At 42.4% G+C, this 13,288-nt stretch carries 12 protein-coding genes; all 12 read right to left on the minus strand.

Translation table 11 applies throughout. From position 1 onward, the window contains the following. Complete coding sequence (locus tag HF881_RS01645) at positions 1-270, minus strand: DUF1294 domain-containing protein (protein WP_169446176.1); 270 nt, start codon at positions 268-270, stop codon at positions 1-3. Beyond that, positions 267-1,304 carry a 3-isopropylmalate dehydrogenase gene (gene leuB / locus HF881_RS01650; protein WP_169446177.1) on the minus strand — a complete coding sequence of 346 codons (1,038 nt, stop codon included), beginning with the start codon at positions 1,302-1,304 and terminating at the stop codon, positions 267-269. Before leuB ends, HF881_RS01645 begins: the two co-directional genes overlap by 4 nt. An 11-nt stretch (positions 1,305-1,315) precedes the next feature. Beyond that, positions 1,316-2,878 (minus strand): 2-isopropylmalate synthase, encoded by a 1,563-nt coding sequence (locus HF881_RS01655; RefSeq protein WP_169446178.1) that lies wholly within the window; start codon positions 2,876-2,878, stop codon positions 1,316-1,318. A gap of 314 nt (positions 2,879-3,192) precedes the next feature. Beyond that, complete coding sequence (locus HF881_RS01660) at positions 3,193-3,849, minus strand: MmcQ/YjbR family DNA-binding protein (RefSeq protein WP_169446179.1); 657 nt, start codon at positions 3,847-3,849, stop codon at positions 3,193-3,195. A 43-nt stretch (positions 3,850-3,892) separates the two neighbouring features. Further along, complete coding sequence (locus HF881_RS01665; RefSeq protein WP_169446180.1) at positions 3,893-4,525, minus strand: copper homeostasis protein CutC; 633 nt, start codon at positions 4,523-4,525, stop codon at positions 3,893-3,895. A gap of 92 nt (positions 4,526-4,617) precedes the next feature. After that, positions 4,618-4,977: a YbaN family protein gene (locus tag HF881_RS01670; RefSeq protein WP_131200204.1), complete on the minus strand. Its 360-nt coding sequence runs from the start codon at positions 4,975-4,977 to the stop codon at positions 4,618-4,620. Positions 4,978-5,082: 105 nt separating this feature from the next. Next, positions 5,083-7,170, minus strand: coding sequence for a type I DNA topoisomerase (gene topA / locus HF881_RS01675; RefSeq protein ID WP_000179624.1), 2,088 nt, complete (start codon positions 7,168-7,170; stop codon positions 5,083-5,085). A gap of 117 nt (positions 7,171-7,287) precedes the next feature. Next, positions 7,288-8,136 (minus strand): DNA-processing protein DprA, encoded by an 849-nt coding sequence (gene dprA / locus HF881_RS01680; RefSeq protein WP_169446181.1) that lies wholly within the window; start codon positions 8,134-8,136, stop codon positions 7,288-7,290. An 81-nt stretch (positions 8,137-8,217) separates the two neighbouring features. Then, a complete protein-coding gene (locus HF881_RS01685) occupies positions 8,218-8,841 on the minus strand; it encodes a hypothetical protein (RefSeq protein WP_169446182.1) in 624 nt (207 codons plus the stop codon). Positions 8,842-8,985: 144 nt separating this feature from the next. After that, positions 8,986-10,809, minus strand: a complete 1,824-nt coding sequence (gene lepA, locus HF881_RS01690) for a translation elongation factor 4 (RefSeq protein ID WP_169446183.1) — start codon at positions 10,807-10,809, stop codon at positions 8,986-8,988. Positions 10,810-10,887: 78 nt separating this feature from the next. Beyond that, complete coding sequence (locus HF881_RS01695; protein ID WP_169446184.1) at positions 10,888-11,616, minus strand: metallophosphoesterase family protein; 729 nt, start codon at positions 11,614-11,616, stop codon at positions 10,888-10,890. Beyond that, positions 11,617-13,284, minus strand: coding sequence for a DNA repair protein RecN (gene recN, locus HF881_RS01700; RefSeq protein ID WP_169446185.1), 1,668 nt, complete (start codon positions 13,282-13,284; stop codon positions 11,617-11,619). Positions 13,285-13,288 lie beyond the last annotated feature (4 nt).

Raw genomic sequence — 13,288 nt, forward strand, 5'->3', positions numbered from 1 at the left:
TTACCTCCAAATAAAATATAAGGCTACTAGTGTGGTTACCATCCCGAGAAACCAAACTGTTTTAAAATACCATTTTCTAGTCTTGTGGTGAAAGGTGATTCCTGCCAACCAGGCACCAAAACCACCACAGACAAGAGCTATAGTCAAGAGAATTTTCTCTGGGATGCGCCAAGCACCTCTCCTTGCCTTGGATTTGTCAATGCCATAAATCAAGAAAACCATGACATTCCAAAGCAAAAGGACTAGAGTAATTTTTTCATCTAACTTCATAACCTTGCAATAATAGCTTCCGTCATTTCCTTGGTCGAAGCCTGACCTCCTATATCTCTTGTTAAAATTCCTGCTGCCAAACTAGCTTCTACCGCATGTTCGATACGCTCCGCATCTTCAAAACGTCCAAAACTATCTCTCAGCATCATGGCCACTGATAAAATCATGGAAATAGGATTGGCAATTCCTTGACCTGCAATATCAGGCGCTGAACCGTGAATGGGCTCATAGAGACTTGGTCCATTTTCAGAGTGACTGGCTGACGGCATGACCCCAAGTGTGCCAGATAGAACGCTTGATTCATCTGATAGAATATCTCCGAAAAGATTCTCCGTCACGATGACATCAAACTTAGCAGGATTGGTAATCATGAGTATAGCAGCTGAGTCTACTAGCTGATGCTCTAAGATTACATCTGGGAAGTCCTGTGCGACTTCCTCAGCTACTCTGCGCCAGAGTTTTGATGTCGCTAGAACATTCTGCTTATCTATACTGGTAACGATTTTTCTACGATTTCTTGCAATTTCAAATGCCTTGCGAATAATCCGCTCTACTTCCTCATAGCTGTAGTCGTTGATATCACGGGCTTTGCGCTCTTCAAGGATATGATCCCCAAAGTAAATACCACCTGTCAACTCACGCACAACGACAAAGTCAACACCAGCAATTCGTTCCGGTTTGAGTGGTGACAAATGCTTGAGACTATCAAAGATTTTTACGGGGCGAATATTAGCATAAAGATTGAGTTCCTTACGAAGAGCCAGCAAGCCTTGTTCAGGACGAATCACTGCCCCATCATATTGAGGACTACCGATAGCTGCTAGGAGAATAGCATCTGCATCTCTACATGCCTTGAGGGTTTCATCAGGTAAGGGATGCCCCTCAGCATCAATACCTGCACCCCCAAAGGGGCATCTGTCAATCTCATAGTCAAAACCTGTTTTTGAAGCTAGAGCTTCCAGAACCACTAAACCAGCTTCCATAATTTCTGGGCCAATTCCATCCCCTGCTAGAGCTACTATTTTCTTTGTCATAGCCTTCTCCTTTACACACTAGGCATGTCTCGGTAGGAAACACTACGCCCCATCTCACCTGCATTCTCTTTTTGAACAAAGGTATTGGCATTTATATAGGCAATAGCCGAAGCCTTCAATACATCGAAGTCAAGACCTGCTGCGTTAAAGATGGTTTCTGTATCTCTGTTTTCAACAGTGACCAAGACTCGAGCCTGGGCATCGATCCCATCTGTTACCGCATCGATAGTGTAGGATACCAAACGGACGGATTGGTTAAAGAACTTATCGATAGCGTTAAAGATTGCTTCAACGGAACCTTGCCCTGTCGCATTAAATTCGACTTTCTCACCATCCATATTTGCTAGGCTAACGAGTGCTTCAATGTCATTGTCTGCATGAGTTTGAAGTTGTAAATCATCAAAGTGAAAGCCTTCTGGATTTTCAACCATGGTTCCAGCGACCAGCGCACGAATATCTGCATCTGTGATTTCTTGCTTTTTGTCCGCTAGTGCCTTGAACTTAGCAAAGAGTGGTTTGATGTCTTCTTCAGTAAAGTCTAGAGCCAAATCTCTTAGTTTTTCAACAAAGGCATGGCGACCAGACAATTTTCCAAGCGGAAGACTATTACTCTTAACACCAACCAATTCAGGTGTGATGATTTCATAAGTGAGAGGATTTTTAAGGACTCCATCTTGGTGAATACCAGACTCATGAGAGAAGGCATTTCCACCGACCACCGCCTTGTTTTTAGGAACAGGAATACCTGAGAAGCGAGAAACCATTTCTGAAGTATTGATGGTTTCGTTTAGGACAATGCTTGTCTCTGCTTGGTAGTAATCTTGGCGAATATTGAGCGCCACTGCAATTTCTTCCAAAGCAGCATTGCCAGCACGTTCCCCGATACCATTGATGGTTCCTTCGACTCGTCCTGCACCGTTCTTGACAGCAGCAAGGCTGTTAGCCACTGCCATTCCGAGGTCATCATGACAGTGAGGCGAATAGATGATCTGACGATTGGTCTTGACATTCTCAATCAAGTGTTTGAAGATGGCACCATATTCCTCTGGCGTCGTAAATCCAACCGTGTCAGGGATATTGATATAAGTTGCCCCAGCATCCACTGCTGTCTGTACAACTTGCAAGAGGAAATCCAACTCGGTTCTGGTCGCATCCTCTGGAGAAAATTCTACGATTTTAAACTTAGAACGGGCATAGGAAACATGCTCACTAATTGCTTCCAAAATCTCTTCCTTGCTCTTATTGAGCTTATACTTGCGGTGAATCGGACTGGTCGCGATAAAGACGTGAACCTGTGGATACTTGGCATCCTTGAGCGCCTCATAACAAGCATCTATATCAGACTTGACCGAACGTGCCAAACCCGTCACTGCCGTTTTCTTCAAGACCTTAGCAATTTCCTGAACCGCCAAAAATGAATCTGGACTCGCCGCCGGAAAACCAGCTTCGATTGCTGAAATGCCCCATTTCTCCAGCTGTCTTGCAATGGCGACCTTTTCCTTGATTGAAAAATTAACACCTGGTGTCTGCTCACCATCACGAAGACTGGTATCTAGAAACTCAACTCTACGCATGAGAATTCCCCCTTCAAAATTTCAGTATAGAAAAAACATCTCGCTCGGAAACCCAAGCGAGATGTTGATTTACTCCCGCTTGGTAAGCCAAACAGGACTAATGCTTCTGCACTAGCCCGAGTACCTCAACAACAAAGCAAATTGATTAAACTTAGCTGTTTTCATGTTTGACTTTCTCCTTCGTTTGATGTCTTGTTAAGTATTTTAGCATAGGAAAAATCTCTTGTCAAGAAAAAATCCAATATTTTCTGAAAATTTCTTCAGTAAAGAATATTTTGCTAATTAAAAGTATTTGAAAACACAAGGGAATTTCCTTACTTTTTCAAAGTCAAATTCCAACTGATTTCTAGCAAATCTAGAACGTCATCATCAGATAAACTATCATCAAGAGTAAGACTAATCCAGTAACGTTTGTTCATATGAAAGGCTGGATAAATGCCCTTTTTTGAAAGTAAATGAGCCACTTGGTCGTGTTTGATATTGACTGCTTCGACTAGCCCTTCTCTGCCCTTTTCCAACTTATCCCAAGGAATTCTCATTAAAACTGCATACCACTTTTGATTGCCTTCATGGCGCAATACAGCTGTATCAGGCGACTTTTCCCACAGATACTCCAACTGATTACCATACTTTTCCTGAACTTTAGCCATGATACGCTTAGTCTGAGGGCAGATAAAATCCTGCACGTCAAAACAAGCCTTCCGAATCTGGTAGAGAATCTCCAGACAAGCCTGACGGACACTTCCAACAAAAGTCCCTCTCATACTTTCCATATGGACTTGAGGATAGAGATCACCCGTTTCCTGGTCAAAAACCTGAAAACTCACATTATCAGGAGTGATGGAGACTGTCATGATAAAGTCACCCTGTAAAATCTGGCAACTATAGGTCCAGACTTCTCCATTTTCTACAAAACCATAGGCATGAGCTTTTTCTTTATTAAACTGATAAGATTTAAAAATTTCAAACATAAGTGAAAACTGCTACCAAAAGCTAGCAGTTCCTTTCTTTTTTTTAAAAGACAACCTTAGTTCCATGCAATTGTGTCACGCCCAGCTGGTCGATAAAGGTTTGACGGTTATCTAAGTCAATTCCCCCACCTGGTAAGATTTCAATTTTACCAGCAGCATGTTCCAAAATTCTGTGATAGTGGGCAAAACGTTTTTCTAACGAGTCGCCAGACACACCAGCACGAGTTAAGATACGGGTGACACCAGCTTGGCTGAGCCAGTCAATGGCTTCCAACTGGTCTTCATCACTTAATTCATCAAAGGCCATGTGGAAGACAATTTCCATTCCTTTTGATGCAGCAATCAGCTTCTCAAGATTAACCTTGTCCAACTTCTTATCAGCAGTTAAAGCACCAAAGACGACTCCTTGGCTACCTGCTTGAGCAGTTAAACGAATGTCTTCCAGCATAATTGCTATTTCAAGATCATGATAGACAAAGTCGCCACCACGTGGACGAATCATAGTCATGATGGTGGTGTCGTAGTTAGCTGCCAGTTCAACCGCTGCCTTGGTCACTCCATAGCTAGGTGTTGTTCCTCCCACTGCTAGATTGTCACAAAGTTCGATTCGACGAGCTCCAGCCTGCATAGCTTTTTCAAGCAAGGTCACATTTTCAGCACAAAATTCGTAAATCATTTGATTCTCCTTGATGTTTTCTTTAAATTTATTATATCATATTATTTAAATATGCTTTCATTTTTATCAAAGGAATGATCAAATTTCTAAAACTAATCCTTATCAGGAATTACTTTAAAGAGATAGTAGGTGATAAAGACAGTCAAGGCTCCCAGACCAATTTTGACTGGCAAAAGAGGGGCAAAATAAATAGAAATCCCCATCAAGATATAGATGGATACGATGATTTTTTTCTTGCGTTCTCGCGCGATAGACTTAGTTTCCCGAAAATCAGCTACATAAGTCTGATAGAGCTTGGTATGGTAAAGCCAGTCTTCAAAACGCTTAGAGGATTTTGAAAAGCAAGCGATTGATAATAAAAGAAAGGGCGTTGTTGGCAAGAGCGGCAGGACAACACCTACAAGAGCTAGAGCCAAAGAAATAAAACCAATACAGAAATAAATAATGCGCATGTCTTCTCCTAATAAAATAATCTTCTACTAGTTTCCCACAAAATGAGGAAATTTGTCAAGTTTAAACTAAAAAGAGCCTGAAATTCATTTTCAGGACTCTTCATTTTATTTAATCTTTTCCTCTTCGTAGTCACCATTACTACATACAACCTGCTTACCACCACCACGGACCTTTTTCTCCACAAGGAAGTGTCCGCATTTTGGACAATCACGTCCAATTGGTTTGTCCCATGAAGTAAATTCACATTCTGGATAGCGATTGCAACCATAGAAGATACGATTGCGCTTGGTTTTGCGTTCAATGATTTGTCCTTGATGGCAGCTTGGACACTCGACTCCAATCTCTTTGACAATTGCTTGAGTGTGACGGCAGTCTGGGAAGTTGCTACAAGCATAGAATTTACCAAAACGACCGAGCTTAATCACCATCGGACTACCACAGACCTCACAGTCAAATCCAGCTGGCTCATCCTTAATCTGGATTTTTTCCATTTCAGCTTCAGCCTTTGCTACTTCTTTGGAGAATGGTTTGTAAAATTCGTCAATAACACGTTGCCACTGCTCTTTTCCAACTTCGACATCATCCAGTTTTCCTTCCATTTCAGCTGTGAAGGTCACATTGACGATGTCTGGGAAGTATTCAACGATGAGTTTATTAACAATTTCTCCCAACTCTGTTGGTTCAAAACGTTTAGCTGCCAGACGAACGTAGTATCGTTTTTGGATAGTTTCAATGGTCGGAGCGTAGGTTGACGGACGTCCAACTCCATTTTCTTCCAAGGTCTTGATAAGAGTCGCTTCCGAATAGCGAGCTGGCGGTTGAGTGAAATGTTGTTCTGGCTTGCTATTGACCTGCTTGACCACATCTCCAACTGCCATATCTGGCAACATTTTGTTCTTGTCAGAGTCATTGTAGATAGCAAGGTAACCATCAAACTTAACTTGGCTTCCATTCGCTGCAAACTGAACCCCATTTTGAGAGAGCTTAACAGCCATGGTATCAAAGATAGCTCCCGTCATCTGGCTAGCCACAAAACGGTTCCAGATAAGGGTATAAAGTTTGAGCTGGTCTTTGTCCAAGTACTTAGCGATGCTTTCAGGTGTGTTAAAGACACTAGATGGACGAATGGCTTCGTGGGCATCCTGAGCACCTGACGCATTTTTGACCTTGCTACCATGCTTGGAATACTTGCTACCAAAACGGTCGTTAATGTAGCTTGCCGCTTCATTCTGAGCCACAGGACTGATACGAGTCGAATCTGTACGCATATAGGTAATCAAACCTTGCACGCCTGATCCGATATTGATCCCTTCATAGAGCTGTTGGGCCACCATCATAGTCTTTCGAGTACGGAAATTGATTTTGTTGGCAGCATCCATCTGCATGGTTGAAGTCGTATAAGGTAGGGGCGCATTGCGTTTGCGTTCTTTCTTGTCTACCTGATCTACTGTAAAATCTTTGCTAGTCAAATGGGACAAGACTTCTTTGACTTCTTCGTTGGTGGTCAATTTCATCTTTTTGCCATTCATACCATAGAATGAAGCCTGAAATTGCTTGGTTCCCTTCTTAAAGACACCATCAATTGTCCAGTATTCTTCTGGTTGGAAGGCATTGATTTCATTTTCACGGTCAATGATGAGCTTAAGGGCAACCGACTGCACACGCCCTGCTGATAAGCCCTTCTTGACCTTTTTCCACAAAATTGGCGAAATCGAATACCCTACCAAGCGGTCCAAGACACGACGAGCCTGTTGGGCGTCGACCAAGTCCATGTCAATCTTGCGAGGTTCTTTAAAGGCATTTTTAACCGCATCCTTGGTGATTTCATTAAAAACCACACGGTTAGCATCGTTCTCATCTAAATCGAGAATATGAGCCAAATGCCAAGAAATTGCTTCTCCTTCACGGTCCGGGTCACTCGCCAGAAAGACTTTATTGGCCTTTTTAGCTTCTTTTTTCAAGTCATTAATGAGAGGGCCTTTTCCACGGATATTGATATACTGCGGTTCATAGTTATTTTCAATGTCAACTGACATGCTGGATTTCTTCAAATCACGGATATGTCCGACACTGGCTAAAACCTTGTAATTTCTGCCTAGATATTTTTCAATCGTTTTCGCCTTAGCAGGCGACTCCACGATGACTAGATTTTTCTTAACTGTTGATTTTTTCTTCTTTGTTGCCGTAGCCACACTATCACACCTTTTCAAAGTAATAAACTTTATAAAGTGTAAACCATTTTTAAAGACCTGTCAAGACTTAACTCCTATAGTATAGAAGAAAAGTTTATCTGAGTGAACCATTTCTCCTTAAAATTCAAACTCTGCTAGTACATCTTGCCCACTTGTGACCAGTTTTGCTCCCTCTTGGATCAGGTGGTGACAGCCATCTGAATGGCCATCAAGAATGTTCCCAGGAATGGCAAAAACATCGCGCCCTTCTTCCATGGCACGCTCACATGTAATGAGACTCCCCGAGCGCATCCTTGCCTCTGCTACAATAACTCCACGACACAGTCCTGCTATAATACGATTACGAGCTGGAAAGTGAAATTTCAAGGGTTCTTCACCTGGACCGTACTCGCTGAGAATCAAGTGATGATTGCCTATGTACTCCTGCAAGCGTTTATTAGCACGTGGATAGAAAACATCCAATCCTGTTCCAATAACAGCAATCGTTCTTCCTCCATTCTGGAGTGCAGCCATATGGGCGGCGGTATCGATTCCTTTGGCCAAGCCACTAACTACGATTAACTCGTTTTCCAATCCTTGGATAATTTTCTGAACCGACTTAGCACCTTGGCTCGAACAAGAACGACTCCCTACAAGAGCAAGCTTTGGAAATTTCAACAGGTTCAGATTCCCTTTGTAAAACAAAAGAGCTGGAGGGTCATAAATCTCACTCAAATCCCAAGGATAACAGTCGTCTAGAATCGAGAAGGATGGGAATTTTTGAAACTCCTTCTCCAACTGTGCATCATCTATCTGGAAATAGCGTTCCATAAAGATAGCTGGATTACGGCACCCAGATATTTCAGCAATATCACCTAGCAAGAGCTCCTGATCTACAGTCTCGTCATATTCAAGAACAGTTAAAATTTGTTGATTGGTCAGCCCAGCTTTTCTCAATTTGTAAATCTCATAGTTTGTGATCTTCATATACAACTCCATTTCTTTTTCTACTCATCTATCTATTCGTAAAAATAATAAAAAGAAGACCAGTTGATCTTCTTTTTTCATTTATTCAGCTTTAGTAGTTGACCAGCTAATTTCAACCATCGGTAAGATTGTTTTTAAAGTTTCCCCATCCCCTTCAAGTGAAACATAGCGGATTTTTCCATCATTTGATCGGAAAACCCAGGTAACGAGGTATTTTCCTGACTTAGCAATTGCATTGACAACATAGGCTTCATAACCTCCAATGGTCGATTTAGAGCCCCAAACCTTACTGAAATCAGAGCTTTGTTCTTTGGAAGTTAAAATACTAGATGAGACAGCCACAACATCCAGTTTAGCATATTCTTCTTCGCTGATATTAAACTGCTCAGCCTTGAAGGTATTCAGCGTAACAATGTTGATATCTGTTCCATCGCAATACTGTATATCATTTCCGCCTGCTACTTCATGGAATCGAACCCATGATTTGGGTACCTTGACAAAACCATATTCATTCGAACCGATAATTTGCGTCTCTTCCTTTTTCGCTTCAGAAACGGCAGAGCTAGAGCTACTCGTTTCCTGACTGCTAGAAGAACTAACAACTGCAGACGAACTTTCTTCGGTTGCTGTTTGTGATTTATTGGAGCATGAAGCTAAAAAAACACTAGCAGTAACAACAGTACCTAAAATCAATAATTTTTTCATCCTACCACCTCTCCATCTGCATTATAAGAAAAATAAGAACTTCTGTCAAATTCTGACCTAATCTATTCTGTTAGTTTCCGATTTTATTGCTCACATTTAAAGCAAAAACTCTTGAGAAATCTTCAAGAGTTTTGTTTCAACTTTCTATTCTTCATCCATACTCAAGACGCTGAGGAAGGCTTCTTGTGGTACTTCTACTGATCCGATAGCTTTCATGCGTTTCTTACCAGCTTTTTGTTTTTCAAGGAGTTTACGTTTACGAGAAACGTCACCACCATAACATTTGGCAAGTACGTTCTTACGAAGGGCCTTGATATCAGTACGAGCCACGATTTTGTGTCCAATAGCTGCTTGGATTGGTACTTCAAATTGTTGACGAGGGATGATTTTCTTGAGTTTATCAACGATGAGTTTTCCACGTTCGTAGGCAAAATCCTTGTGAACGATAAAGCTGAGGGCATCCACCTTGTCTCCATTGAGAAGGATATCCATTTTGACCAGCTTAGATGGGCGATACTCTGACAATTCGTAGTCAAAGCTTGCATAACCACGCGTCGAAGACTTGAGCTTATCAAAAAAGTCAAAGACGATTTCAGCGAGTGGAATTTGATAGATGACATTGACACGATTATCATCAATATAATCCATGGTTACAAAGTCACCACGCTTACGTTGAGCCAATTCCATCACTGCTCCGACAAACTCCTGCGGTACCATGATTTGCGCCTTGACATACGGCTCTTCAATAGTCGCGATTTTAGTCGGATCAGGAAACTCAGAGGGGTTAGACACATCCATAGACTCACCGTCAGTTTGGTTAACCTTATAGATAACAGATGGAGCTGTCATGATGAGGTCGATGTTAAACTCACGCTCTAAACGCTCTTGAATAACATCCATATGGAGAAGTCCAAGGAATCCACAACGGAAACCGAATCCCAGCGCCTGAGATGTTTCTGGCTCAAACTGCAAGCTAGCATCATTCAGTTGCAATTTTTCTAGGGCTTCACGAAGGTCATTGTATTTATTTGACTCGATTGGGTAAAGTCCTGCAAAGACCATAGGGTTCATTTGCTTGTACCCATCTAGCGCTTCTGCGGCAGGATTGGTTGCCAAGGTAACTGTATCACCCACACGAGTATCTTGAACCGTCTTGATAGAAGCCGCAATATAACCAACGTCACCTGTCGCTAGGAAATCGCGCCCGACTGCTTTCGGTGTAAAAATTCCGACCTCAGTCACATCAAAGGTCTTGCCATTGCTCATGAGCTGAATCTTATCGCCAGGTTTGACAACTCCATCCATGACACGCACTTGGAGGATAACCCCACGATAGGCATCATAAACTGAGTCGAAAATCAAGGCCTTGAGTGGCGCCGTCACATCACCAGTTGGGGCTGGCACTTTTTCCACGATTTGTTCGAGAATTTCTTCAATACCAATACCAGCTTTGGCAGAAGCTAAGACAGCTTCACTGGCATCCAGTCCAATGACATCCTCAATCTCTGTACGAACGCGCTCAGGATCGGCTGCTGGTAGGTCAATCTTGTTAATAACTGGAAGAATTTCCAAATCATTGTCCAAGGCTAGATAAACATTGGCAAGAGTTTGCGCTTCAATCCCTTGGGCCGCATCAACCACCAAAATCGCTCCTTCACAGGCAGCTAGCGAACGTGAAACTTCGTAGGTAAAGTCCACGTGCCCAGGTGTGTCAATCAAGTGGAAAATATAAGTTTCTCCGTCTTTAGCAGTGTAATTCAGCTCAATAGCATTGAGTTTAATGGTAATCCCACGTTCCCGCTCTAGATCCATACTATCCAGAAGCTGGGCTTGCATTTCACGACTAGAAACCGTCTCAGTCGCCTCCAAAATGCGGTCTGCAAGCGTTGACTTTCCGTGGTCAATATGTGCGATAATAGAGAAATTTCGAATCTTCTCCTGTCGTTTCTTTAATTCTTCTAAATTCATGACGCTCTTCCTTTCAGGGTATCTATTTATTATAAATTGTTTTTAACATTTTGACAAGACCATACCCTGCTAGGAGTACTAATCTTCGGCAATAAAGCCATCATTTTCGATAAAGTGGTGTTCTGTCATTCCTTGGTCTGTAAAGACGATCCCATGAAGGACACCACCATAGACAGCTCCTCCATCCATGCCAATCTTGCCATCTTCTGTAACCCAAAGCTCAGCAGTACCTCGGTCCTGCTTGAGCAAACCATAAACCGGTGTATGCCCAAAGACAATGGTTTTTCCTGTATGATTGACCGCTTCGTGGAATGGTTTTCTGAGCCAGACTTTCTTGTAATCAGTCGTTTCATGCCAGTCATCCAAGGTCAAATCAATACCCGCATGAACAAAGATATACTTGTCTGTCTCTACTACAAATGGCATTTGACGAATAAATTCCACCAAATCTGCTGCTTCTGTCGCAACCCGTTTAGCATCTTCTACGCCATCAACTGGTGCATCCAAGGGACGACCTAAAATAGAGTTAATGGTTGTATCACCACCATTGCGACGATAATGGTCATAGCTTTCTTCTGGATCATCGAGCCAAGTCAGAAACATATACTCGTGGTTTCCTGATAGACAGATAGCTTCATGATTTTCCACTAAGTCCTTAACCATTTCTAGAACACGGCGACTGTCTTCACCTCGGTCAATCAAATCCCCTAGAAAGAGCAACTGAGTGTGACCATCCCATGTTTTGAGAAGGTCTTCTAGCATACCTGCTTTTCCATGGACATCTCCAATTACATAATAGTCTGTCATTTATTTCTCCCTCGTTTGCAATAATTCTCTAGCTTGGGTAAGAGCCGCTTCGGTTACATTTTCCCCAGCCAACATTTTAGCTACTTCCTCTACTCGCTCTTCTAAAGTCAAGAGTCGAACCGTCGACACCGTTGAGTGCTCATCGCTAATCTTCTCAATAAAGAATTGATAGTCCGCGATGGCAATCACTTGTGGTAGGTGAGAGATTGCTAAAACCTGACCATGCTGACCAATCTTATGAATCTTCTGAGCAATGGCTTGGGCCACACGACCTGAGACTCCCGTATCCACCTCATCAAAGACAATACTGGTCTTACCTTCCTTACGAGAAAAGGCAGACTTGATAGCCAACATGAGACGGGATAATTCCCCACCAGACGCAACCTTAACCAAAGGCTTAAAGTCTTCACCAGGGTTGGTCGAAATGTAAAACTCGACCATTTCATTACCTTCTCGACTGAATTTGCCCTTACTAAAGCGAACCTGGAACTGTGCCTTCTCCATATAGAGGTCTTGCAATTCTTGCTTAATCTCAGCTTCAAGCTGCTGAGCCAAATCATGACGAGCAGATGCAAGCTGGCCTGCCAAATCAACAAGATTAACTTCCAATTTCTTGAGCTCTGCTTCCATATCTTCGGAAGAAAGGTTATTACCCGTCAAGAGATTGTACTCATCCGTAATCTTAGCAAAATAAAGCAGGACATCGTCTACAGTCCCACCGTACTTGCGGGTAATAGTATTCAGAAGGTCTAAGCGATTCTCAACCTGCATGAGGCGATTGCCATCAAAATCTAGATCTTCAATAATATCTTCCAAACGCTTGGTAATATCTTCTAGAACATAGTAGGTCTCTGATAGAGAACTTGAAATTTCACGGTATTCAGGGTCATATTCTTCGACACTTTCCATGTCATTCATGGCCGAACGCACATTGGCAAGACTGGAGAATTCCTCATTGTCCAACATAGAGTAAGCATTTGTCAAGGTATCTGCTATATTCTTGTGGTTTAGGAGTTTATCTCGTTCTTTGTTGAGAGCCAAGTCTTCACCAGCCTGCAAGTTTGCTGCTTCAATCTCTGCCATTTGAAATTCCAACATCTCAATGCGAGACTTGTGTTCCTGCTGGTTTTTCTTGACTTCAAGAACTTGTTTACGCATTTTGCGATAGGCATCAAAACTCGTCTGATAGGTCTCTTTCAACTCCAAGAAAGCTGCATCACCAAACCCATCCAACATCTGGATGTGCAGTTGAGGACGCATTAACTCCTCTTGGTCATGCTGACCATGGATATCTACAAGATGTTGCCCAATGGCGCGCAAGACAGAAAGATTGACCATCTGGCCATTCACGCGACTAACACTACGTCCGTTTTGGAGAATTTCACGGCGGATGATAATTTCATCACCCATTTCCAAACCTTGCTCTTCAAAGAGTTCTTGTATAGAACGGCTATTCTCAATCGAAAACAGTCCCTCAATCTCTGCCTTTGTGGCACCATGGCGAATAACATCCGTGGCAGCTCTTGCTCCCAGCATCATGTTCATGGCATCGATGATGATCGATTTCCCAGCACCCGTTTCACCAGTTAAGACTGTCATGCCTTTTTCAAAGTTGAGGGAAATGGCTTCAATAATGGCAAAGTTTTTAATCGAAATTTCAAGTAACATATAA

It is taken from the genome of Streptococcus sp. WB01_FAA12 (assembly GCF_012843315.1).
GTDB lineage: Bacteria > Bacillota > Bacilli > Lactobacillales > Streptococcaceae > Streptococcus.